The 21949-nt window shown below is 70.9% G+C and carries 25 protein-coding genes; 6 read left to right on the top strand and 19 right to left on the bottom strand.

The annotated features are described in order from the left end of the window. Window positions 1–4 precede the first annotated feature (4 nt). Window positions 5–1354 (bottom strand): C4-dicarboxylate transporter DctA, encoded by a 1350-nt coding sequence (gene dctA / locus ACFWGZ_RS03255; protein ID WP_382449815.1) that lies wholly within the window; start codon window positions 1352–1354, stop codon window positions 5–7. Between the two features lie 110 nt (window positions 1355–1464). Here dctA and ACFWGZ_RS03260 point away from each other — a divergent pair, with 110 nt between their 5' ends. Continuing rightward, a complete protein-coding gene (locus ACFWGZ_RS03260) occupies window positions 1465–2364 on the top strand; it encodes a TAXI family TRAP transporter solute-binding subunit (RefSeq protein WP_382449816.1) in 900 nt (299 codons plus the stop codon). Here ACFWGZ_RS03260 and ACFWGZ_RS03265 read toward each other — a convergent pair. From ACFWGZ_RS03265 to lgt, 3 genes are read right to left on the bottom strand one after another with little or no spacing between them, the layout of a single operon-like run. After that, entirely contained in the window at window positions 2333–3706 is a 1374-nt protein-coding gene (locus ACFWGZ_RS03265; protein ID WP_382449817.1) for an ATP-binding protein, read from the bottom strand. The two genes, ACFWGZ_RS03260 and ACFWGZ_RS03265, sit on opposite strands and share 32 nt — an antisense overlap. Before the next feature lie 48 nt (window positions 3707–3754). Continuing rightward, window positions 3755–4417, bottom strand: a complete 663-nt coding sequence (locus ACFWGZ_RS03270) for a response regulator transcription factor (protein ID WP_382449818.1) — start codon at window positions 4415–4417, stop codon at window positions 3755–3757. A 4-nt stretch (window positions 4418–4421) separates the two neighbouring features. Beyond that, window positions 4422–5456 (bottom strand): prolipoprotein diacylglyceryl transferase, encoded by a 1035-nt coding sequence (gene lgt, locus ACFWGZ_RS03275; protein ID WP_382449819.1) that lies wholly within the window; start codon window positions 5454–5456, stop codon window positions 4422–4424. Window positions 5457–5975: 519 nt separating this feature from the next. Between lgt and ACFWGZ_RS03280 the strand changes: the two genes are divergently transcribed. Beyond that, a complete protein-coding gene (locus ACFWGZ_RS03280; RefSeq protein ID WP_382449820.1) occupies window positions 5976–7124 on the top strand; it encodes an FAD-dependent monooxygenase in 1149 nt (382 codons plus the stop codon). Here ACFWGZ_RS03280 and ACFWGZ_RS03285 read toward each other — a convergent pair. The 6 genes from ACFWGZ_RS03285 to ACFWGZ_RS03310 form a co-directional block, all read right to left on the bottom strand. Next, window positions 7121–7681, bottom strand: coding sequence for a Uma2 family endonuclease (locus ACFWGZ_RS03285; protein ID WP_382449821.1), 561 nt, complete (start codon window positions 7679–7681; stop codon window positions 7121–7123). The two genes, ACFWGZ_RS03280 and ACFWGZ_RS03285, sit on opposite strands and share 4 nt — an antisense overlap. Window positions 7682–7929: 248 nt before the next feature. After that, on the bottom strand, window positions 7930–8718 hold the full coding sequence (gene trpA / locus ACFWGZ_RS03290; protein WP_382449822.1) for a tryptophan synthase subunit alpha: 789 nt from the start codon (window positions 8716–8718) through the stop codon (window positions 7930–7932). Beyond that, on the bottom strand, window positions 8718–9938 hold the full coding sequence (gene trpB / locus ACFWGZ_RS03295) for a tryptophan synthase subunit beta (protein ID WP_382449823.1): 1221 nt from the start codon (window positions 9936–9938) through the stop codon (window positions 8718–8720). Before trpB ends, trpA begins: the two co-directional genes overlap by 1 nt. Before the next feature lie 35 nt (window positions 9939–9973). Then, window positions 9974–10783, bottom strand: a complete 810-nt coding sequence (gene trpC, locus ACFWGZ_RS03300; protein WP_382449824.1) for an indole-3-glycerol phosphate synthase TrpC — start codon at window positions 10781–10783, stop codon at window positions 9974–9976. Window positions 10784–10915: 132 nt separating this feature from the next. Continuing rightward, window positions 10916–11317 carry a Trp biosynthesis-associated membrane protein gene (locus ACFWGZ_RS03305; protein WP_382449825.1) on the bottom strand — a complete coding sequence of 134 codons (402 nt, stop codon included), beginning with the start codon at window positions 11315–11317 and terminating at the stop codon, window positions 10916–10918. Beyond that, window positions 11307–12845: an anthranilate synthase component I gene (locus tag ACFWGZ_RS03310; RefSeq protein WP_382449826.1), complete on the bottom strand. Its 1539-nt coding sequence runs from the start codon at window positions 12843–12845 to the stop codon at window positions 11307–11309. The genes ACFWGZ_RS03305 and ACFWGZ_RS03310 overlap by 11 nt, the downstream gene beginning before the upstream one ends. Window positions 12846–12892: 47 nt before the next feature. On the opposite strand from ACFWGZ_RS03310, the gene ACFWGZ_RS03315 reads away from it, so the two are divergent. Continuing rightward, on the top strand, window positions 12893–13495 hold the full coding sequence (locus ACFWGZ_RS03315; protein WP_382449827.1) for a TetR/AcrR family transcriptional regulator: 603 nt from the start codon (window positions 12893–12895) through the stop codon (window positions 13493–13495). On the opposite strand, the gene hisI is transcribed toward ACFWGZ_RS03315, so the two are convergent. From hisI to hisF, 3 genes are read right to left on the bottom strand one after another with little or no spacing between them, the layout of a single operon-like run. Continuing rightward, the gene (gene hisI, locus ACFWGZ_RS03320; protein ID WP_382449828.1) at window positions 13492–13845 is read right to left on the bottom strand and encodes a phosphoribosyl-AMP cyclohydrolase; all 354 of its coding nucleotides are present in this window, start codon (window positions 13843–13845) and stop codon (window positions 13492–13494) included. The genes ACFWGZ_RS03315 and hisI overlap by 4 nt on opposite strands. Further along, the gene (locus tag ACFWGZ_RS03325; RefSeq protein ID WP_382449829.1) at window positions 13842–14201 is read right to left on the bottom strand and encodes a hypothetical protein; all 360 of its coding nucleotides are present in this window, start codon (window positions 14199–14201) and stop codon (window positions 13842–13844) included. Before ACFWGZ_RS03325 ends, hisI begins: the two co-directional genes overlap by 4 nt. Continuing rightward, window positions 14198–14956: an imidazole glycerol phosphate synthase subunit HisF gene (gene hisF, locus ACFWGZ_RS03330; RefSeq protein WP_382449830.1), complete on the bottom strand. Its 759-nt coding sequence runs from the start codon at window positions 14954–14956 to the stop codon at window positions 14198–14200. The genes ACFWGZ_RS03325 and hisF overlap by 4 nt, the downstream gene beginning before the upstream one ends. 45 nt (window positions 14957–15001) lie before the next feature. Here hisF and ACFWGZ_RS03335 point away from each other — a divergent pair, with 45 nt between their 5' ends. Together ACFWGZ_RS03335 and ACFWGZ_RS03340 are read left to right on the top strand one after the other, a co-directional pair. Further along, the gene (locus tag ACFWGZ_RS03335; RefSeq protein WP_382449831.1) at window positions 15002–15382 is read left to right on the top strand and encodes a PPOX class F420-dependent oxidoreductase; all 381 of its coding nucleotides are present in this window, start codon (window positions 15002–15004) and stop codon (window positions 15380–15382) included. 423 nt (window positions 15383–15805) lie between these two features. Next, entirely contained in the window at window positions 15806–16507 is a 702-nt protein-coding gene (locus tag ACFWGZ_RS03340) for a Clp protease N-terminal domain-containing protein (protein ID WP_382449832.1), read from the top strand. On the opposite strand, the gene priA is transcribed toward ACFWGZ_RS03340, so the two are convergent. From priA to ACFWGZ_RS03365, 5 genes are all read right to left on the bottom strand, one after another. Continuing rightward, window positions 16473–17204: a bifunctional 1-(5-phosphoribosyl)-5-((5-phosphoribosylamino)methylideneamino)imidazole-4-carboxamide isomerase/phosphoribosylanthranilate isomerase PriA gene (gene priA / locus ACFWGZ_RS03345; protein ID WP_382449833.1), complete on the bottom strand. Its 732-nt coding sequence runs from the start codon at window positions 17202–17204 to the stop codon at window positions 16473–16475. The two genes, ACFWGZ_RS03340 and priA, sit on opposite strands and share 35 nt — an antisense overlap. Before the next feature lie 165 nt (window positions 17205–17369). Further along, window positions 17370–18014 (bottom strand): imidazole glycerol phosphate synthase subunit HisH, encoded by a 645-nt coding sequence (gene hisH, locus ACFWGZ_RS03350; RefSeq protein ID WP_382449834.1) that lies wholly within the window; start codon window positions 18012–18014, stop codon window positions 17370–17372. A gap of 1 nt (window position 18015) precedes the next feature. Next, entirely contained in the window at window positions 18016–18828 is an 813-nt protein-coding gene (locus ACFWGZ_RS03355) for a hypothetical protein (RefSeq protein WP_382449835.1), read from the bottom strand. A 192-nt stretch (window positions 18829–19020) separates the two neighbouring features. Continuing rightward, window positions 19021–19905, bottom strand: coding sequence for a transketolase family protein (locus ACFWGZ_RS03360; RefSeq protein ID WP_382449882.1), 885 nt, complete (start codon window positions 19903–19905; stop codon window positions 19021–19023). Between the two features lie 12 nt (window positions 19906–19917). Next, complete coding sequence (locus ACFWGZ_RS03365; protein WP_382449836.1) at window positions 19918–20577, bottom strand: thiamine pyrophosphate-dependent enzyme; 660 nt, start codon at window positions 20575–20577, stop codon at window positions 19918–19920. Window positions 20578–20650: 73 nt separating this feature from the next. Between ACFWGZ_RS03365 and soxR the strand changes: the two genes are divergently transcribed. After that, window positions 20651–21097, top strand: coding sequence for a redox-sensitive transcriptional activator SoxR (gene soxR, locus ACFWGZ_RS03370; RefSeq protein ID WP_382449883.1), 447 nt, complete (start codon window positions 20651–20653; stop codon window positions 21095–21097). Here the strand turns inward: soxR and ACFWGZ_RS03375 are convergent. Beyond that, a complete protein-coding gene (locus tag ACFWGZ_RS03375) occupies window positions 21041–21925 on the bottom strand; it encodes an alpha/beta fold hydrolase (protein WP_382449837.1) in 885 nt (294 codons plus the stop codon). The two genes, soxR and ACFWGZ_RS03375, sit on opposite strands and share 57 nt — an antisense overlap. Window positions 21926–21949: the final 24 nt, after the last annotated feature.

Raw genomic sequence — 21949 nt, forward strand, 5'->3', positions numbered from 1 at the left:
CGGTTCAGTGGGCGGCCGCCACCTTGTCCGACTCGGCGTGCTGCCTCTCGAGCAGGTCGTCGACGTCGACCAGGTCGGGGTTGTCCAGGACCTCGTTCAGGCGGTCCTTGTCGAGGGCCTTCTGCCAGGCGGCGACCACGAGCGAGCCGACACCGTTGCCGATCACGTTGGTGATGGCGCGGGCCTCGGACATGAAGCGGTCGATGCCGACGATGAGCGCGATGCCGACCGCGGGGATGGCCGAGTGCGCCTCGAAGGCCTGCAGCGAGGCGGCGAGGGTGACGAGACCGGCGCCGGTGACGCCCGCCGCGCCCTTCGACGCGATCAGCATGAACAGCAGCAGGCCGATCTGCACGCCGATCGACACGTCGTGCCCGGTGGCCTGGGCGATGAAGATCGCGCCCATGGTCAGGTAGATGCAGGTGCCGTCGAGGTTGAACGAGTACCCGGTCGGGATGGTGAGGCCGACGACCGACTTCTGGGCGCCCGCCGCCTCCAGCTTGACCATCATGCGCGGCAGCACCGACTCCGACGACGAGGTGCCGAGCACGATGAGGATCTCGTCCTTGATGTAGCGCAGGAACTTCAGCAGGCTGAAGCCCGCGACGCGCGCCACGATGCCGAGCACGACGACCACGAAGAGCAGGCACGTGACGTAGAACGAGCCCATCAGCCACAGCAGCTTGCTGAGGATGCCGCCGCCGAACTTGCCGACCGTGTAGGCGATGCCGCCGAACGCGCCGATCGGGGCCGCGTACATGACGATCTTGATGATGCCGAACATCACCTTGGACAGGGTCTCCATCGCGGAGACGACCTTGGCGCCGCGCTCGCCCATGCCCGCCACGGCGACCGCGACCAGGATCGCGATCACGAGCACCTGGATGAGCTGGCCGTCGGTGAAGGCGCTCACGAACGACTTCGGCACCAGGCTCAGGATGAAGCCGGTGACACCGGTCTCCGCGGTCGACGCCGACTTCAGCGTGTCCTTGGCCGCGGCCTCGTTCAGCGCGATGTCACCGCCGTGGTGGCCGGGCGCGACGACGTTGACGACGATGAGGCCGATGGCCAGTGCCACCGTGGTCATGGCCGTGAAGTAGAGGATCGTGCGGAGGGCGAGCCCGCCCGCCTTGGCGAGGTTGCCCAGGCCCGCGATGCCGACGATGATCGTCGCGAAGATGGTCGGCGCGATGACGACCTTGACGAGGTTCACGAACAGGTCGGCGAGCCACTTCATCTCGGACGCCTGTTTGGGGAACAGGAAGCCGACGGCGGCGCCCAGCACGATGGAGACAAGCACCCAGAAGTAGAGGTGCTTGTAGATCGGTTTGCGGCCTGTGGTGGTGGTCGCCACGGTTCCTCCTTGAACTTCGCGTTGGGGAGAGGGTGGGCCGCGCCACACGGGGCGACAAGCCGCCGCGGGGAAACTTCAGACAGCCCTGACGTAACAGCTAGGCTTCGCCGGTGTCGCTCAGCCGTCGCACGCTTCTGCTAGGGGCCGGTCTGGCTCTCGCGGGGTGCACCTCGCGCAGGGTCGACGCGCCCGCTGAGCTGGTGCTCGCGACCGGTCCCGAGGGCGCGGTCTTCCGCGAGGTCGGCGGCGCGCTGGCCGCCGCCGTGGCCGAGCAGCTGCCCGGCACGAAGGTCACCGCGATCCCGACGGCGGCCTCGGTGGAGAACCTCGCGCTGCTGCGCTCCGGTGACGCGCAGCTCGCGCTGTCCTCTTTGGACCCCATCGACGACCCGCAGAACTTCCGCGCGGTCGGCCGCCTCTACGACAGCTTCATGCAGATCGCCGTGCCGATCGCCTCGCCGATCCGCGGCTTCGCCGACCTCGCCGGCAAGCGGATCTCGCTGGGCCCCAGGGGTTCCGGCACCGAGTTCACCGCCCAGCGGATGCTCAGGACGTTCGGCGTGTCCGCAGTGGACGAACGCATGGCGCACTCGGAGGCCTCCCGCCGCGTCGCCGACGGGTCGCTCGACGCGATGCTGGCGCTGACCGGCATCCCGACGCCCGCGATCACCGACCTGCACGGCCGGATCCGGCTGGTCGACATCACCGCGGAGGCCGTCCGGCTCGCGGACACCTACCAGGGCCCGTACATCCCGGCGACGATCCCCGCGACCACCTACGACGGCGTGGCGTCCAACCACACGTTCGCCGTGCCGAACCTGCTGCTGGCACGCGAGTCGCTGAGCGCGGACGTGGTCGAGGTCGTGACCCGCACGGTGTTCACCGAGACGGCGCGGATCGTGGAGGGGCACCCGGAGGCGTCGCGGATCAACGTCCGCACCGGCATCGCGACCGGTCTCGTGCCGCTGCACGACGGCGCTATGCGCTGGTTCCGTTCCGCGAAGCGCTGAGGGCGACCCGCACGTCGAGGCCCGGGCCCGCGTCGTGCAGGGTGAGCGTGCCGCCCGCCGACTCGATGAGCTCGGCGCAGATCGCGAGCCCCATGCCGGTGCCCGCGACGTTCTGGTGCTTGGTCGCGCGCCAGAACCGCTGCAGCGCGAGCTCCCGCTCCTCGTCGCTCAGCCCGTCGCCGTTGTCGACGACGTGCAGCTCACCGGCCTTGCCGGTGACGCGGACCTCGGTGGCGCCGGACAGCCTGATGGCGTTGCTGACGAGCTCGTCGAGCACGCTGCCCAGGCCGCCGGGCGGTTCCTGCATGGTGAGCCCGGCCGGCAGGTCGATGGTGAGCTCGACGTCGGCCTGGCTCGCGAGCGCCTGCCACGCGGGCCGGTGGGTCGCGAGGAGCTGGTCGATCTCGACGGGCTCCGCCTGCCGGGCGCTGTCGAGGCGGGTGGCCGCGAGCAGCGTGTCGAGCACGCGCCCCATCTCCTCGGCCTCCTCGACGGCGATCTGGTGCGCCTCCCTGGCGTGCTCGCCCTCGACGTGCGGCTCCAGGTTGTCGACGGCGAGCCGCAGGCTGGCGAGCGGGTTGCGCAGCTGGTGCGACGCGTCGGCGACGAACGCCCGCTGCCTGTTCAGGGCCCTGCCGACGACGTCGACCATGGTGTTGAAGCTGCGGGCGAGCCTGCGCAGCTCCGGCGGCCCGCCCACCTCGTCCGCCCGCACGTCGAGGTTGCCCTGCGCGACGGCGGCGGTGGCCTCGTCGAGCTTGCTGACCGGCCGCAGCACCCACCGCGACATCGGCCAGGCGGCGGCCACGACGGCCAGCATCGGCGCGAGCCCGGCCAGCGCCATGAGCCCCCACTGCCGCAGCACCTCGGTCCGCAGCCCGCGGGTCTGCGAGATCGTGACGACCGCGGCCACCACCTCGCTGTCGCGGCCGACCGGTTCGACGACGACCATCGGCCCGGTCCGCCACGGCCAGCCCGTGTAGTCGGGCTCCGGCCGGATGCCGCCGTTCAGCGCGGTGTCGAGGGCCGTGGTGACCTCGGGGTCGTTCGTGGGGTCGAAGCCCAGCCGGGAGGCGAGCAGGATCCGCTTGTCCGCGCTGACCAACGCCACCGGCACGGCGTACAGGGCGTCGTAGCGCCGGAGCTCCTGGCTCAGCGCCTCCAGCCGGTCCGACTGCAGCGCGCTCTCGGCGAGCGAGGCGAACCTGCTGGCGTCGCCGAGGCGGTCGAGGTAGGTGGTCTGCGTCTCCCGCTGCACCACCGCGGACGCCAAGGGGATGCCGAGCGCCGCGACCAGGGCGACGAGCAGCGGAACGGTGATGGCGAGCAGTCGGCGGAGCATCGGTTCAGATTGTTCCGCACCCGCTGGTGGATGTCTCTCGGAGCCTCGTCACGTGGCGAGGCGGTAGCCGACACCCCTGACGGTCTCGATCCGGACGTGCCCGCCGAGCTTGCCGCGCAACGCCGCGATGTGCGTGTCCAGCGTCCGCGACGGCGCCTCCCAGTGCGCCTGCCACACCTGGTCGACGATGAAGTCGCGGCTCACCACCTCGCCCTTGCGGGTGGCGAGCAGCGCGAGCAGGTCGAACTCCTTGCGGGTGAGCGACAGCGGCTCCCCCGCCAGCGTGACCGCCCGCGTCGACGTGATGATCTGCAACGGGCCGACCTCGACGGGCGCCTCGCTCTCGGGCCCGGCGCGGTGCGCGCGCGTCCTGCGCAGGACGGCCTCGATGCGCGCGAGCAGCTCGGACGTGCCGAACGGCTTCACGACGTAGTCGTCGGCACCGGCCCGCAGCCCGAGCACGCGCTCGCGTTCCTCACCGCGCGCGGTCACCGTGATGACGGCCGTGCCCGGACGGTGCCGCAGCTCGCGCAGCACGTCCAGGCCGTCGCCGTCGGGCAGCCCGAGGTCGAGCAGCACCACGTCGGCGGGCGCGGCACGCAGCGCGTCGGCGGCCGTGGCCACCCGGTGCACCTCGTAGCCCGCGTGCCGCAACGCGGTCAGCAGGCCCCTGGCCACCCGGTCGTCATCCTCGACGACGAGCACGCGCACGGCTTCACTCCGGTTTGACGGACTCCGGGGAGTCCTTCTTGTCCTTCACGCCGATGTCGTCCAGGCCGGTCTCGTCCACCGCGTCGTTCCTCTCGGTCGCGGGTGCCTCCGCGACGGGCGCGCCGTCCGCAGTCGTGTCCGCAGGCGTGTCCGCGGGCCCGTGCGCGGCCCGGTACGCCACGACGTCCTCACGTCCGCCCCGCGACCGCGCGAGGACGAAGTAGACCAGCGCCCCGAGGAACACCAGCCCGGACACGAACACGTTGACGCGCGTGCCGAAGATCAGCGTCGCCTCGTCGGTGCGCATGAGCTCGATCCAGAACCGCCCGGCCGTGTAGCCCGCGACGTAGAGCGCGAACACCCGCCCGTGGCCCAGCCGGAACTTCCGGTCCGCCCACACGATCAGCAGGGCGACACCGAGGTTCCACAGCAGCTCGTAGAGGAACGTCGGGTGCACGACCTGGATCGGCGTGTGGTCGACGGCGACGCCGGCCAGCGCGTCCTCACGGCCCTCCGGCGTGACGCGGCGGTAGATCTCGAGCCCCCACGGCAACGTCGTGTCGCCGCCGTAGAGCTCCTGGTTGAAGTAGTTGCCGAGCCGCCCGACGGCCTGCGCCACGACGATGCCGGGCGCCAGCGCGTCCGCCATCGCGGGCAGCGGGATGCCCTTGCGCCGGCACCCGATCCACGCGCCCACCGCACCGAGGGCGATGGCGCCCCAGATGCCGAGGCCACCGTTCCAGATCTCCAGCGCCGCGAGCGGGTTCTTGCCCGGCCCGAAGTACTTCTGGTTGTCGGTGATGACGTGGTAGAGCCGCCCGCCGACCAGGCCGAACGGCACCGCCCACACGGCGATGTCGGTCACCTCGCCCTTGATGCCACCGCGTTCGACCCAACGGCGCTCACCCCACCAGATGGCGACGATGATGCCGGCGATGATGCACAGCGCGTAGGCCCTGATGGGGAGCGGACCGAGGTACCAAACGCCACGGTCTGGGCTCGGGATCGTGGCCAGGACGGCGTTCAACCCGTTCAACACGTCGCCCACCGTACCGGTGGCCTCGTGAGGGTCTCGTTCGGACGCTCGATCGTTACCGGCCCGAACCCGGCCGGTGCCTCCGGTGCCGCCCCGCGCCGAGGTCTCGCCGGCTGGCCCGCCCGGCGTTCCGAGGCGCGCTGACCGGCGAGCATCACCGCTGCCGATGGCTCAGCCGAACACCAGCCGCCTGAGCCCCTCCATCAGCTGCACCGGCCCACGCCGAACTCCGACAACCGGCCCGCTCAACGCCTCAAGTCACGCCGACTGGCACCACCGCCTACCGGCTCGACCGCCTGCAATCCGCGCGCCCGCGGCCCGACGCCGGACCTCACCTCCCGATCCCCGTCCATCTCTCCCGGCTCGCACCACCCAGCCGCCCCACCGCGCTCCGGCGCGCCGGCCGGCCCCTCGGCCTACCCGCAAAAGTTGATCCGGACAGCGTCACCTCCTCGGGTCGTTCGTGATCGCTTTGCCGACATACTCGGACCCGCCCTGTGGCGGACGCGCGAAAGGTCGGACATGACGGTCCTGGTGGTCGGCGGCGGTATCGGTGGCCTGGCGGTGGCGCTCGGGCTCGCGCGGGCCGGCCAGCGCGTGACCGTGCTCGAGGCCGCGCCGGTGTTCGCGGAGATCGGCGCCGGGATCCAGGTGGGGCCCAACGGTTTTCGCATGCTCGACTCCCTCGGTGTCGGGGCGGTGGTGCGCTCGCGCGCCGTGCACGTCGACGAGTGGCGGCTGCGGTGCGGGGTGTCCGGGAAGCTGATCGCCGGCATGCCGATCGACGCGCGCTTCCACGAGCGGTTCGGCACGTACGCCGTGGTGCACCGCAACGACCTGCTCGCGCCGTTGCTCGACGCGTGCAGCGACCACGCGCTCGTCGACCTCCGGCCCGACAGCGGCGTGCAGGCCTACACGCAGGACTCCGGCGGGGTCACCGTGGCGTTGCGGTCCGGCGACCTAGTGCACGGCGAGGCGCTGGTCGGTGCGGACGGGCTGCGGTCCGCGGTGCGGCGACAGCTCGTCGGCGACGGCGAGCCACCCGTGTCCGGGCACACCGCGTTCCGCGCCGTCATCCCCGCTCAGAACGTGCCCCGGTCGTTGAAGGAGAACGTCGTCACGCTGTGGGCAGGACCTCGCTTTCACGTCGTCTGGTACGTCATCGCCGGTGGCCGGTTCGTGAACCTCGTCGCCACGACGGACAACGGCGCCACCGAACCCGTGGCCGGCAAGCCCGTCGAGCACGCCGAGGTGGTGCGGCACTTCACGCCGTTGTGCGACGACGCGACGCGGATCATGCAGCTCGCCGAGGAGTGGCGGGCGTGGGCGCTGTGCGACCGCGAACCCGTCACGAACTGGCAGGACGCCCGCGTCGTGCTGCTGGGCGACGCCGCCCACCCCGTGCTGCAGTACGCCGCCCAGGGCGCCTGTCAGGCGTTGGAGGACGCCGTGTGCCTGGCGTCGAAGTTCAACCCACGTGACGTGGTCGGCTCGTTCGCGCAGTACGCGTCTCTCCGTCAGCCGCGCACCGCGCGCGTCCACCACGCCTCGCGGTTCATGGGCCGGGAGATCTTCCACGTCACCGGCGAGGCCGCCCAGGCCCGTGACGCGATGTTCGCGTCGTGGACCGTCGCCGACCTGCACGGGCAGCTGGACTGGCTCTACCGCTAGAACTTGATGGTGACGGGGAACGGCCGCTCGGTCTTCAGGACGCCGTCCTCGCTCGTCGCGATCTCGACGTACTCGTCGCCTCGGAGCTCCAGCAGCGTGGCCTCGACGACGCGTGGCTCAGGGTCGACCATCAGGTAGTACTGGATGCCCGCCCTGGCGTACAGCCCTCGCTTCAGCCCCTGGTCGTTCAAACGCGTGCTGGGTGAGAACACCTCACCGACGAGCACGACGTCGGAGACGGGGAACATGACGCCGGCTTCTCTCGGCATCACGACTGTGAAGTCCGGGATCACCAACCGGCCGCTGGACAGCAGCACGTTGAGCTCGATCGTCGTCTGGAGGTGGTCCGGGCAGGCGGCACGAAGAGCCGCTGCCGCATCGAACACCAGGTTTTGGTGCCGATAGGACCCGAGCGGGCTCACGAGGAGCATCCCGTCGACGAGTTCGATGCGCTGGCTGTTGTCCTCCGGCAGCGACAGGACGTCGTCGAGCGACCAGGGGCCCACGTGCCTCGGCAACAGGTAGTCGGCTGGTGCCGCTTCTGCTGGAGCCGCCACAGGGCATCACCTCCGAAAACCGCCCGGCGAGTACCAGTGTGGCACGCCGGACGAAGAGCTGGGTTGTACATGAAGCCACGATTGCAGGTCAGGGAGGTCCCCAATGGGGGTTCGGGCTCCCACGAGCACAGATTCACTCGATCAGGTGTTCGAATCCATGTCATGCTCTTGGAGCAACACCACCACGCAGAGAGGAGCACGACAAAGCCGCCCGACCCGAAGGCCGAGCGGCTCGTGGGGAACGACCGTCACACGGTCGCGGCAGCCGAGCGCACTCCCTTGGCGAGGTCCGCGGCCAGTGCGCGAACGGCATCGTCGCCGTCGGCCACGGCGGACACGAACGCCGACCCGACGATCACGCCGTCCGCGAACCCGGCGATCTCCGCGGCCTGCGCACCGGAGCGCACGCCCAGGCCGACGCCGATCGGCAACGAGGTGTGCTCGCGCACCCGTGCGACGAGCTCGGGGGCGGCGGACGACACCACGTCACGGGCACCGGTCACGCCCATGACGGCGGTGGCGTACAGGAAGCCGGAGGACGACCGCGCGGTCATCGCGATGCGTTCCTCGGTGGACGACGGCGCCACCAGGAAGGTCCGGTCGAGGCCGTGCGCCTCGGACGCGGCCAGCCAGTCGCCCGCCTCGTCCGGCACGAGGTCGGGCGTGATCAACCCGAGCCCGCCGGCCGCGGCGAGGTCGCGTGCGAACGCGTCCACGCCGTAGCGCAGCACGGGGTTCCAGTACGTCATCACGACCGCGCGACCACCGGCGTCGGCCACGGAGGCCACCACGTCGAACAGGTCGCGCACCCGGAAACCGGCGGACAGCGCCTGCTCGGCGGCGGCCTGGATCGTCGGGCCGTCCATCACGGGGTCGGAGAACGGCAGGCCGACCTCGACCAGGTCACAACCCGCGTCGATCATCGAACGGAGGTGGTCCTTGGACCCTGCGACCGTCGGGAAGCCCGCCGGCAGGTAGCCGATCAGCGCGGCACGCGACTCGGCGCGCGCACCCGAAAACACCTCGGACAACGACATCAGGCCTGTCCCCCGTCAGCGAGGCCGAAGTACTTCACGGCCGTGTCCATGTCCTTGTCGCCGCGGCCGGAGAGGTTCACGACCAGCAACCCGTCCGGGCCCAGCGACGGGCCGAGCTTGAGCGCGCCCGCGAGGGCGTGCGAGGACTCGATCGCCGGGATGATGCCCTCGGCGCGGGAGAGCAGCGCGAACGCCTCCATGGCCTCGGCGTCGGTGACCGGGAAGTACTCGGCGCGGCCGATGTCCTTGAGGTGCGAGTGCTCGGGTCCCACGCCGGGGTAGTCGAGACCGGCGGAGATCGAGTGCGCTTCGGTGATCTGGCCGTCCTCGTCCTGCATGACGTACGACATCGCGCCGTGCAGCGAGCCGGGCGTGCCCGCGGTCAGCGTGGCGCCGTGGCTGCCGCTGTCGACGCCGGACCCGCCGGGTTCGACGCCGACGAGGCGGACCTCGGGGTCGTCGATGAAGCCGTGGAAGATGCCGATGGCGTTCGAGCCGCCGCCGACGCAGGCGATGACGGCGTCGGGGAGGCGGCCGGCCTTCTCGAGGATCTGCTCGCGCGCCTCGATGCCGATCACGCGGTGGAAGTCGCGCACGAGCAGCGGGAACGGGTGCGGGCCCGCGGCGGTGCCGAGCAGGTAGTGCGTCTCGTCGACGTTGGTGACCCAGTCGCGCAGCGCCTCGTTGATGGCGTCCTTCAGCGTGCGCGAGCCGGACTTCACCGGGATGACCTCGGCGCCGAGCAGGCGCATGCGGGCGACGTTGAGCGCCTGCCGCTCGGTGTCGACCTCGCCCATGTAGACGACGCAGTCGAGGCCGAGCAGCGCGCACGCGGTGGCGGTCGCGACGCCGTGCTGCCCCGCGCCGGTCTCGGCGATCACGCGCTTCTTGCCCATGCGCTTGGTCAGCAGCGCCTGGCCCAGCACGTTGTTGATCTTGTGCGAACCGGTGTGGTTCAGGTCCTCGCGCTTGAGGAACACCCGTGCGCCGGCGTGCTCGGCGAACTTCGGGGCCTCGGTCAGCAGCGACGGGCGGCCCGCGAAGTCCTTCAGCAGCCGCTGGAACTCGTTCACGAACTCCGGGTCGAGGCGCGCCTTGTCGTACTCGGCCGCCAGTTCGTCCACCGCGGCGATGAGGGCCTCCGGCACGAACCGGCCACCCCACGGGCCGAAGTGGCCACGCGCGTCGGGATCGTGCGGCGTGGGTGTGAACTGGCCCATCGGGCAACTCCTCCAGCGCCGTTATCGGCGGCGCTTCATCGACTGGGCCGCGGGCACGCGGGGTGCGAACCGGCGGTCACGAGCTTGTTCACGGCGGCCTTGGGGTCGCCGCTGGTCACGAGGCTTTCACCCACGAGCACCGCGTCGGCGCCCGCACCGGCGTAGGACATCAGGTCGCCGGGTCCGGTCACGCCCGACTCGGCGACCTTGATCGTCTCGAAGGGTAGCCCCGGAGCGATGCGGCCGAACACGTCTTTGTCGACCTCCAACGTGTGGAGGTTGCGCGCGTTCACCCCGATGACCGACGAACCCGCCTCCAGGGCGCGGTCGGCCTCCTCGGCCGTGTGCACCTCGACCAGTGCCGTCATGCCGAGCGACTCCACCCGGTCGAGCAGCGACACCAGCGCGTTCTGCTCGAGCGCGGCCACGATCAGCAGCACCAGGTCGGCGCCGTGCATGCGCGCCTCGTGCACCTGGTACGGCGACACGATGAAGTCCTTGCGCAGCAGCGGGATCTTCACCGCTCTCCGCACGGCGTCGAAGTCCGCCAGCGACCCGCCGAAGCGGCGCTGCTCGGTCAGCACGCTGATCACCGACGCGCCACCGGCCTCGTAGGAGGCCGCGAGCTCGGCCGGCTCCGGGATCTCCGCCAGCGCGCCCTTGGAGGGGCTGCGGCGCTTGACCTCGGCGATGACACCCACGTTGGGCCCGCGCAGCACCGACATCACATCGAGCGGAGGGGCGGTTCTGGCCGCGCGCTCCTTGACGACGTCGAAGGACAACTGAGCCTCACGAGCGGCGAGATCCTCACGCACACCTTCGAGGATCGACTCGAGAACCGTCACAGTCTTGCTCCCCTTCCCGCTACGGGGATGCTAACCCCGGCGGAGTAACGCCTCAGCCACCGGGGGTTGGCTGTCCACGCAGCTGACCAAGGTCCTGCACGTGTCACATGCGTGAATGCTGATGGATGATCTTCACTCGTTCGAGGACGGACTGCCGCGCGACGTATCGTCGGTGGGATCGTCGCCGCGCTCCAGAGCGCGCCACATGTCGGTCTCGGGATCGTGCGCGCGGGCCTTCTGCCCGCCCATGCCGATCTTCGGCATGCGGCCTCCCAGCGCCACCAGGAGCGCGCCGGAGACCACCACCAGCGCGCCGCCGGCGATCGCGAGCCAGTGGCCGGCGAACGCGGCCACGACCCCCACGACGACCAGCAGCGCGCCGAGCACCCGCCGGGCCACCCCGCTCAGCGCGACGGCCGCCGCGACGGACGCGAGGCTCAGCAGCGCGACCGGCACCGAGTCCGCGCCCCAAAAGGCACCCGCCGCGCCCACCAGCAGGAGCGCGGCGATCCACAGTGGACGGCTACCGTTCAACGGCAGGGGCCATCGTCTGCGCGGTGGCGATCGCGGCCAGCACCGCGCCCGCCTTGTTCAGGCACTCGTTGTCCTCGGCCAGCGGGTCCGAGTCCGCCACGATGCCGCCGCCCGCCTGCACGTACGCCACGCCGTCGCGCACGAGAGCCGTGCGGATGGCGATGGCGGTGTCGGCGTCGCCGGCGAAGTCGAAGTAGCCCACGACGCCGCCGTAGAGCCCGCGGCGGGTCGGTTCGAGCTCCTCGATGAGCTCCATCGCGCGCGGCTTGGGCGCGCCGGACAGCGTGCCGGCGGGGAAGCACGCGGCGACGGCGTCGTAGGCCGTCTTGCCCTCGGCCAGCTCACCGGTCACGGTCGACACGATGTGCATGACGTGGCTGTACCGCTCGACCTTGAAGAAGTCGACGACGTGCACGGAGCCCGGCTTGCAGACGCGGCCCAGGTCGTTGCGGCCGAGGTCGACGAGCATGAGGTGCTCGGCGCGTTCCTTGTGGTCGGCCAGCAGGTCCTTCTCGAGCAGCGCGTCCTCTTCCGGGTCCTCGGCGCGCCACCGGGTGCCCGCGATGGGGTGCGTCGTCGCCTTGCCGTCGCGCACGGTGACCAGCGACTCCGGGCTGGACCCGACGATGTCGAACCCGTCGAGGCGCAGCAGGTACATGTACGGGCTGGGGTTCGTGGCGCGCAGGACGCGGTAGATGTCGAGCGCGTCGGCGTCCGTGTCGATCTCGAACCGCTGCGACACGACGACCTGGAACGCCTCGCCCGCGCGGATGGCCTCCTTGGCCTTCTCGACGGCGGCGAAGTGCTCCTCCTGCGAGCGGCGGCGGCGGAACTGCGGCTTCGGCCGCGAGAACACCGCCGCGGTCGGCGGTGCGGACGTGTGCAGCGCCGTCGTCATCTCGTCGAGGCGGCGCACCGCGTCGTCGTAGGCGGCGTCGACCCGCTCGGCCGAGTCGTCCCAGTTGATCGCGTTCGCGATGAGCGTGACGGTGCCCTCGTGGTGGTCGAGCGCGGCCAGGTCGGTCGCGAGCAGCATGACCATCTCGGGCAGCAACAGGTCGTCCTCGGCGATGACCGGCAGCCGTTCCAGGCGCCTGACGGCGTCGTAGCCGATGTAGCCGACCATCCCGCCGGTGAGGGGCGGGAGCCCCGGCAACGGGTCCGTGCGCAGCACCTCGATGGTCTCGCGCAGCGCCTGCATCGGGTCGCCGCCGTCGGGCAGGCCGACCGGCCGCGTGCCCGTCCAGAACGCCTCGCCGCCGGTCGCCGTGAGCGCCGCGGACGACCGCACGCCGATGAACGACCACCGAGACCACGAACGGCCGTTCTCCGCCGACTCGAAGAGGAACGTGCCGGGCTGGTCGGCCCCGAGCTTGCGGTACAGGCCGACCGGCGTCTCGGCATCCGCGAGCAGCTTGCGGACCACCGGGATCACCCTGCGGTTGACCGCGAGCTCGCGGAACTCCTCACGCGTGGGGCTCACGGCCCCCAGACCAGCGGCGGCCACGGCCCCGATGACGCTCACCATGACGATGATTGTTGCATAAATTCAACAACTGTTGAAATATGGGCCGTGTGGAGCAAGTGAACCAGAAACGCCGAGGCCGCCGCGCCGCGGGCGAGGACACGAGGGCGGCACTGGTCGCCGCGGCCCGCGAGGTGTTCGTCGAGAAGGGCTACGACGGCGCGACCGTCCGCGCGATCGCCGCCAGGGCGGGCGTCGACGCGGCCATGGTCAACCACTGGTTCGACGGCAAGGAAGGCCTGTTCGCCCAGTCCGTGCTGCAGCTCCCGTTCGACCCGTCGGAGATCCTCAAGCGCCTGCTCGACGGCCCCGCGGACGAGGCGGGCGAGCGGATCGTCCGCACGTTCGTCACGGTCTGGGACGCGACCGGCGGCGGCACGTTCGCCGCGCTGATCCGCAGCGTGACCAGCCAGCCCGAGGTCGCGAACGCGCTGAAGTCGTTCTTCGTCAACGCGATCTTCAAGAACGTGCTGGCGGAGTTCGGCGCGCAGCAGCGCGAGCTGCGGGCCTCCCTGTGCGCGACGCAGATGGTCGGGCTGGGCATCGTCCGGTACGTCGTCCGCTTCGAGCCGCTGGCGTCGGTCGACGTCGACACCGTGGTCAGGACGATCGGCCCGAACCTGCAGCGCTACCTCACCGGCGACCTGGACTAGCCGGCGTCGGCGAGCAGCACCGCGGCGTCGAAGCACGTGCGGTCACCGGTGTGGCAGGCGGCGCCGACCTGGTCGACGACCAGCAGCAGCGTGTCGCCGTCGCAGTCCAGCCTGACCTCGTGCACGTACTGGGTGTGGCCGGAGGTCTCGCCCTTCACCCACAGCTGCTGGCGGCTGCGCGAGTAGTAGGTCGCGCGGCGGGTGGTGAGGGTGCGGTGCAGCGCCTCGTCGTCCATCCACGCCACCATCAGCACCTCGCCGGTGCCGCGCTGCTGCGCGACCGCGCAGACCAGGCCGTCCGGGGTGCGCTTGAGACGCTGGGACACGGCGGGATCGAGCGGGCTGCTCACCGGGGACCTCCGAGGTGTTCACGAGCGGGTCCGGTGTTGAGCAGGACCACTCCGTAGATGTGCACAGCGGACAGCACGCCGGACGCGACGCGGGCCCACGCCGGTCCGTCGGCCAGCACGATCACGAGGTGCAGCAGGGCGACGAGGACGAACACGATCATCGCCGGGTAGTGCACCAAGCGCAGCCGCAACAGCAACGCCGCCGCGACCGGCAGCTCCAGCACCGCGACGAACGACGGCAGCTTCAACACGTCCGGATCGCCCGTCGAGCGCCACAGCACCAGCCCGACGACGAAGAACACCAGCGCCCCGCCGAACGCGACCGCCGAGGCCACCCGCACCTCGACGGGTTTCACCGCACCACGACGCCCGCCTGGCGCAGGCCGTCCTTGACCTCGCCGATGCGCAGCTGCCCGAAGTGGAAGACGCTCGCGGCCAGCACGGCGTCCGCGCCCGCGGCGACCGCCGGGGCGAAGTGGCCGACCGCGCCCGCGCCGCCGCTCGCGATGAGCGGGACGTCGACCTCGCGCCGGACCAGCTCGATCAGCTCGATGTCGAAGCCCGCCTTGGTGCCGTCGGCGTCCATGGAGTTCAGCAGGATCTCACCGACGCCCAGCTCCTGCCCCCTGGCGGACCACTCGACGGCGTCGATGCCGGTGCCGGTGCGACCGCCGTGCGTGGTGACCTCGAACCCGGTGCCGCCCGGCACGCGCCGCGCGTCGACCGACAGCACGATGCACTGCGCGCCGTACCGCTCGGAGCACTCCTTGAGCAGCTCGGGGCGGGCGATGGCGGCGGTGTTGAGGCTGACCTTGTCCGCGCCGGCGCGGAGCAGCTTGTCCACGTCCTCGGGGCTGCGGACGCCGCCGCCGACCGTGAGGGGGATGAAGACCTGCTCGGCCGTGCGCCGGACCACGTCGTACGTCGTCTCGCGGTCGCCGCTGCTGGCCGTCACGTCGAGGAACGTCAGCTCGTCCGCGCCCTCCGCGTCGTAGGCCCTGGCGAGCTCGACCGGGTCGCCCGCGTCGACGAGGTTGGTGAAGTTGACGCCCTTCACCACCCGGCCCCGGTCGACGTCGAGACAGGGGATGACACGGACCGCGACCGACATGCGGGAAAGCCTACAAGGGCCCTGTGCGGACTACGCTGCGGCGCCATGATCACCGAACTGGGCCGTGGCGACTACCTGCTGCTGACGACGTTCCGCAAGGACGGCACCCCGGTGCCCACACCGGTCTGGGTCGCGCCCGGCCCGGCCGACGGCGTGATCTACGCCTGGAGTGCCAAGGACACCGGCAAGGTCAAGCGGATCCGCCGCAGCGGCGACGTGGAGATCGGGCCGTGCGACTTCCGCGGCAACCCCAAGGGCCCGTCGATCAAGGCCCGCGCTCGGCTGCTCGACGACGCCGCGAGCGACGACGTCCGCTCCCGGATCGCCAAGAAGTACGGCTTCATGGGCTGGTTGACGACGACCGGCAGCAGGCTCCGCCGCGGGCGGACCGGGACGATCGGCATCGAGAGCACGTCGGCTGCGTGACCGGTCAACAGTGATCCGTTGAGTCAATGTTGACGAGCTCTGTCCACATTGACTCAACGTTGACGCGGTCCGATCAACATGGACAGCACCGGATCAACGTCGACGCGTTCAGTCAATGTGCACGCGACCGATCAATGCGGACAGGCCGTCGAATCAACCTGCACTTGACGGGTCGATGCACGCGCCGCGCAGCGTCAACCCCACCTCGACGTCATCTCGCGTCAGCTCGAAGCCATCCACCACGGATGACAACGTTGTCATCCGTGCATGTCGACGGGACTGGTCAATGTTGACGGCGGACATCAACGTTGATTGGCGCTCGTCAACGTTGACTCAACATGGACGGATCGTGTCCATGTTGAGTTGATTCGGCGCGTCAACGTCAGGTTGACCGGATCCAGCCCGTCAACCTAGAGTTGACGCGTGATCCAGTTGACCGACCTCATCGTCACCGTCGCCCAGGAGGCCGACGACTCTCTCGCGCGCCTGGCGAAGGCCGTCGAGATGAGCGGCCAGCTGAACGAGCTCGGCGACCACCTGGTCGGCCACTTCGTCGACGAGGCGCGGCGCGGCGGGGCGAGCTGGGCCGAGATCGGTGTGAGCCTGGGCGTCACCAAGCAGGCGGCGCAGAAGCGGTTCGTGCCGAAGGAGTCACCCGAGCTCAGCAAGCCGTCGATGGACCGCTACACGCAGCGGTCGCGCCGGGTCATCGCGCTGGCCCGCCACCACGCGCGGTTCAGCGAGCGGATCGGTACCGAGCACCTGCTGCTGGGGTTGCTGGACGAGTCCGGCGGGCTCGCGGCCAAGACGATCGCGAAGCTCGAGTCGGGTGACGGCAGCACGCGCATCGCCGTGCTGAACCGCCTGGACAACGAGGCGAAGCAGCGGCCGGAGAAGCAGCCTTACACAGCGCACTGCAAGAAGGCCCTGGAGCTGACCGTGCGCGAGGCGCTGCGGATGGGCCACATGTTCATCGGCACCGAGCACATCCTGCTCGGCGTGCTGCTCGCGGTGGACGGGACCGCGGCCGACGTGCTGCACAACACCGGTGTCACGCACGCCGCCGCGGCCGCTCACATCGAGCAGGTCGTCAACGCACCGCAGCAAGCGCTTCCGGGAGCGTGAACGCGCCGGCGTACAGGGCCTTGCCGATGATCGAGCCCTCGACGCCGTCGCGCGACAGCTTCGCCAGCGCGACCAGGTCGTCCACAGTGGACACGCCGCCGGAGGCGATCACCGGGGCGTCGGTGCGGGCGCAGACCTCGCTCAGCAGGTCCAGGTTGGGGCCGGTCAGGGTGCCGTCCTTCGACACGTCGGTCACGACGTAGCGCGCGCAGCCGTCGCGGTCGAGGCGGTCGAGGACCTCCCAGAGGTCGCCGCCGTCGGACGTCCAGCCGCGGCCCTTGACGCGGTGGCCCTGCTCGGTGATGCGGACGTCGAGGCCGACGGCGATCTTCTCGCCGTGGGCGGCGATCGCCTTCGCGCACCACTGCGGGTCTTCGAGGGCGGCCGTGCCGAGGTTGACGCGGGCGCACCCGGTCGCGAGGGCGGCCTCCAGCGAGGCGTCGTCGCGGATGCCGCCGGACAGCTCCACCTTCACGTCCAGCTCGCCGACGACGCGGGCGACGAGCTCGCGGTTCGAGCCGCGTCCGAACGCCGCGTCGAGGTCGACGAGATGGATCCACTCCGCTCCGTCGCGCTGCCACTGCAGGGCCGCGTCGAGCGGCTCGCCGTAGTTCGTCTCGGTACCGGCTTCGCCCTGCACGAGGCGAACGGCACGACCGTCGGCCACGTCAACAGCGGGGAGGAGTGTGAACGTCACCAGCGAAGCCTAGCGTCTCGCCGGACGGGAGCGGCCACGTGCTCCCGGCGCCGGCAGGGTTCCAGGCTCCGCCCGCGCCGGTGTGCCGCGCTCATCGCCGCAGGTCCTGGCCGGGGCAGCGTCCTCAGTGGACACCCGGAGGGGCGACCGCCGGTGGCGGCGGGCTCACGACAGGCTGGTCAGCCAGTTCTTCAGCAGGTGCGCTCCGGCGTCGCCGGACTTCTCCGGGTGGAACTGGGTCGCCCACAGGGGGCCGTTCTCGACGGCGGCCACGAACTCGTCGCCCGCGTGGTCGGCCCACGTCACCAGCGGCGGCCTGATGTGGTCGGCGGCCTCCAGCTCCCACTTGCGCACGCCGTAGGAGTGCACGAAGTAGAACCGGGTGTCCTCGTCGAGGCCCTCGAACAGTGCGGAGCCCTCGGGAGCGCGGACCGTGTTCCAGCCCATGTGCGGGACGATGGGTGCTTCGAGGCGCTCGACGGTGCCGGGCCACTCGCCGCAGCCCTCCGTCAGCACCCCGTGCTCGATGCCGCGCTCGAAGAGGATCTGCATGCCCACGCAGATGCCGAGCACCGGGCGGCCGCCGGCGAGGCGCTCGCCGATGATCCGGGCGCCCCGCACCGAGTTCAGGCCCTCCATGCACGCCGCGTAGGCGCCGACGCCGGGGACGACCAGGCCGTCGGCCTCGCGCGCCGCCTTCGGGTCGGAGGTCACCTCGACATGGGCGCCGACCCGCTGGAGCGCGCGCTCGGCCGAGCGCAGGTTGCCGGAGCCATAGTCAAGTACGACGACACGTGCCACGACCACCATTTTAATCGGTCGGAACCGCGCCCTGCGTCACCGGGATGACCGGCAGCACGGTGTTGATCGGTTTCGCGCGCACGAGCCGGCGGCGCAGCGAGACCATCAGGCCGGCCGTCAGCACCAGCAGCAGACCGGCGACGACGTAGTAGACGACCATGCCGACGCCGAGCAGCACCGTCACCAGCGCGGTCACCACGATCAGCGGGAAGATGAGGGCGAGCGGCCACTTCTGCGTGTGCGGCGGTTCGAGGGCGTCCAGCACGAAGTCCGCGCGGCCCTGCTCGGTGAGCTCGGCGACCTGCGCGACCTCGGGCAGTCCCGCGGCGCGGAAGAAGTCGGGGATGGCCCCGCCGGCGTTGTGGAAGTCGCGGATGCGTTCGAGCGGCGCCTTGCGGCTCGCCGCCGGGTGCAGCGCGGTGAGCTTGTCGATCGCGTCGGCCTGCCACTTCTCCTTCTCGCGCAGGTTGAGCAGACCCGCGGTCGCGCGGTCGAACAGCCTGCCCACCGGGCCGGACTGCTTCGCCTGCTTCGACAACCGCAGCACGGCCTCGCGAGAGCCCCACATCGACGCGCGGCCGAGCGAGGTGGTGAAGAGGTAGAGCAGGGCGGCGTCGTCGTTCCACACGGCGAGCGCGGCGCCGTCGCCGAGCTTGCGCACCCTGTTCGTCATGTACGCGGCCTCGTTGAGCTTGGTCGCCGGAGGAGGCAGCAGCACCGTGCCGGTCTGCACCGGGACGAGCGCCGCCGGGCCCACGTTGCCGCTGTGCATGGCCTTCTGCAGCTCGGCGGCGTTCAACGGGGTCCAGATCAGCATTCTCACGACCAACATCATTCCTGGTCGTCCGCGCAAGCCCGTGCAGACATGCCACGGTCTTCGCGTTCCGGAACGGACGGACGGCCGGAAAGCGGTGCGCGACGGGGCATCCGGCCCAGTCGCGCACCCCTTCCACCTCTACACGACGCGGGACGGCGCGCCGGTCCAGTCATCCCCCATGACTGCGAACATGTTTCTTCACCCCCTGAAGAAACTCCGCACAGCGCTCCCCAGCCCGACCACGTCTAGGTCGTGCGCGGCGTCGTGGTCCTCGGCCGTGCCGTAGTTGCGGAGCTCTGCGTGTCGTTTGACGCCTATACAACGCACACGGTGCGGGATCCGTTGCAGCGTTTCGGAGACGAGATGAGATGAAGTTCCCTCGAGGTACGGCTCCACCACCATGACGTCGGCGTGGTCGGTCTCGCGCACCGCCTTGACGAGTCCGTCCGAGTCGAACGGTCGGACCGTGGCCGCGTACAGGACCGTGACGTCGGCGTTCTCCGACTCGACGGCTTTGAGCACGCGGTCGAGCATCGGGCCGACGGCGAGCACGACACCGCGCTTTCCGTGGCGCAGCTCCGTGAAACCCGTGCCGACCGGGTGGGCCTGCGCGTTCTCGTGCAGCGAAAGCCTGACGTAGACGCGGTTGTCGTCCTTCAACGCCTGCCGCAGCAACGGCGTCACCTCGTCCGCGTGCCCCGGCACGTGCACGGTCCAGCCGGGGAGCGTGTCGAACAACGCGACATCCCCCGGCGACTGGTGCGTGCGTCCCCAGACCGGGTCGTCGTAGGACGCGCCGATGCTCACGAACACCGCGCCCACGTCCTGGTGGCCGATGTCGAGCTTGATCTGCTCGTAGGGCCGCTCCACGAGGAATGGCGCGTAGCTGTGCACGACCGGCCGCAGCCCCGCGAGCGCCAGCCCGCTCGCCACGCCCACCATGGTCTGCTCGCGGATCCCGACGTCGACGACGCGTTCGTTCTCCTGCGGGAACTCGTTGCTGGAGATCACCGCGGTGACCACGGCGATCCGCGGGTCGTGCCCGATCTCCTCGTTGACCGTCCGGACGAACGCCTGGCGCATCGTGGTCACCGGTCAGCTCCTCTCGATCTTGGCGACGACCGCGTGCGGGCGGTCGTGCGGCGTGGTCAGCGCGGTGAAGAGCGCGTCGTGGTCGCGGCCGTCGACCTCGGCGGTCTGCCAGCCCTCGACGGCGAAGCGCCGGGCGATGCCTCCCGGCCAGCCGTGCACCGCCGACTGATTGTCGATCACGATCGTGGTGAGGTTGGCGACGTTCAACCGGGCGGCCACGGCGATCGCCTCGTGGTTGCTGCCCTCGTCGAGCTCACCGTCGCCGACCAGCACGAACGTGCGCCCGGCGCTGCCGCCGATCCGCTGCCCGAGCGCCGTCCCCACCGCGATCGGCAGGCCGTGCCCGAGCGAGCCGCTGCTGATCTCCACGCCCCGGACGAGCACCCGGTCGGGGTGCTGGCCGAGCGGGCTGTCCCACGACGTCCAGTCGTCCAAAGTGGATTCCTCGATGAACCCCTTCTCGGCCAGGACCGCGTAGTAGGCCATCGGCCCGTGTCCCTTGGACAGCAGGAACCGGTCGCGGCCGGGGTCGTCGACGGTGGCGGGCGTGACGTTCAGGACGCGGTCGTACAGGACCCAGAGCACGTCGATCGTGGAGGCCGCGGCCCACTCGTGCTTCTCGTCCCCGGTCATCCTGGCGAAGAGCTCCGGTATCCGTTGCATGGCACCAACTGTTCAACCTCGACCATGCTGGAGGTCAAGCGGTTACCATGATCCGGTGAGCAAGTTGCCGGAAATGCTGACCATCGGCCAGGTCGCCGAGCGCAGCGGCGTCCCCCACACCGCGCTGCGCTTCTACGAGGACAGGGGCCTGATCGGCTCCGTCCGCACCGCGGGCAACCAGCGGCGCTACCAGCGCTCGGTGCTGCGCCGGCTGGCCTTCATCCGCACCGCGCAACGCGTGGGCCTGACCCTGGAGGACGTGCGCGACGCCCTCGCACAGCTCCCCGACAACCGCACCCCGACGAAGTCGGACTGGGAACGCCTCTCCCGCTCGTGGAAGACGGAGCTCGACGCGCGGATCGACGCGCTGTTCCGCCTGCGCGACCGGCTGACCGGCTGCATCGGCTGCGGGTGCCTGTCGCTGCGCAGCTGCTCGCTGCAGAACATCGACGACGAGCAGGCCTCACACGGTCCCGGCGCTCCCCAGCTCAAGCCCGCCCTCGAGGGCGGCACGCTCTAGGAACTCGCGGACGGCGCGCAGGTAGCCGTCGGGGTCGTCGACGTGCAGCATGTGGCCGGCCTCCTCGAGGACGACGGCGCGGGCGCGCGGGATCAACGCGAGCGTCGGCTCGACCAGGCTCACCGGGAACGTCATGTCCTGGCGCCCGTGCACCAGCAGCACGGGGATGCCGAGCTCCGCGATCCGCCGGGCGGCGTCGGCCGTCCGCGGCGACACCAGGTTCCCGGCGTGCAGCTGCCGCACCCAGTCGGCGCCGAACCGGACCTGCTCGAGCCGCGCGAGGTAGCCGGGCAGGGCTTCGGCGCGCCGGATGTTGGCCTGCGCCGCCGCGAACGCCTCGGCGCGCACGCACTCCTCGGGCGTGAGGTCGCCGCGCCGCCACGGATCTTCCTGACGCGCCAGGACCTCGTCGCGCTCCGCCCAGCCGGCGAAGGCGTCCGGCGGCACCGGCAGGACGCTGCTGCCCGACACGACCAGGCTGCGCACGCGTGCCGGGTGCGTGATCGCGAACCGCTGCGCCACCATGCCGCCGTACGAGTGGCCGAGCACGTCCGCGCGCTCGACGCCGAACGCGTCCAGCACCCGCACGAGGTCCTGCACCACGTCGTCGGGGTGGTACTCGGGCACGCGGCCCGAACGCCCGCATCCGCGCAGGTCGGGCATCAGCACCCGGTGGTCCAGGCGGTGCAGCGGGTCGCGGAGGTAGCTGTGGTCCCAGTCCGGGCCGCCGTGGACGGCCAGCAGGGTGCGGTCGCCGACGCCCTCCTGCCAGGCCACGAAGACCTCGGGAGTGCCGGGGACGATCCGTTCGCGCCACACGCCAGTCATCCAACCGCACCACCGGGGTTCGCT

The organism is Lentzea sp. NPDC060358 (genome assembly GCF_042725365.1).
In the GTDB taxonomy this organism is placed as follows: Bacteria; Actinomycetota; Actinomycetes; order Mycobacteriales; family Pseudonocardiaceae; genus Lentzea.

Coding starts and splice junctions, on each gene's coding strand:
- ACFWGZ_RS03265 (WP_382449817.1), bottom strand. CDS start 3,706: ATGCTCCGCCGACTGCTCGCCATCACCGTTCCGCTGCTCGTCGCCCTG.
- ACFWGZ_RS03280 (WP_382449820.1), top strand. CDS start 5,976: ATGACGGTCCTGGTGGTCGGCGGCGGTATCGGTGGCCTGGCGGTGGCG.
- trpA (WP_382449822.1), bottom strand. CDS start 8,718: ATGTCGTTGTCCGAGGTGTTTTCGGGTGCGCGCGCCGAGTCGCGTGCC.
- trpB (WP_382449823.1), bottom strand. CDS start 9,938: ATGGGCCAGTTCACACCCACGCCGCACGATCCCGACGCGCGTGGCCAC.
- ACFWGZ_RS03310 (WP_382449826.1), bottom strand. CDS start 12,845: ATGGTGAGCGTCATCGGGGCCGTGGCCGCCGCTGGTCTGGGGGCCGTG.
- hisF (WP_382449830.1), bottom strand. CDS start 14,956: ATGTCGGTCGCGGTCCGTGTCATCCCCTGTCTCGACGTCGACCGGGGC.
- ACFWGZ_RS03335 (WP_382449831.1), top strand. CDS start 15,002: ATGATCACCGAACTGGGCCGTGGCGACTACCTGCTGCTGACGACGTTC.
- hisH (WP_382449834.1), bottom strand. CDS start 18,014: ATGGTGGTCGTGGCACGTGTCGTCGTACTTGACTATGGCTCCGGCAAC.
- ACFWGZ_RS03360 (WP_382449882.1), bottom strand. CDS start 19,905: ATGCGCCAGGCGTTCGTCCGGACGGTCAACGAGGAGATCGGGCACGAC.
- ACFWGZ_RS03365 (WP_382449836.1), bottom strand. CDS start 20,577: ATGCAACGGATACCGGAGCTCTTCGCCAGGATGACCGGGGACGAGAAG.
- soxR (WP_382449883.1), top strand. CDS start 20,651: ATGCTGACCATCGGCCAGGTCGCCGAGCGCAGCGGCGTCCCCCACACC.
- ACFWGZ_RS03375 (WP_382449837.1), bottom strand. CDS start 21,925: ATGACTGGCGTGTGGCGCGAACGGATCGTCCCCGGCACTCCCGAGGTC.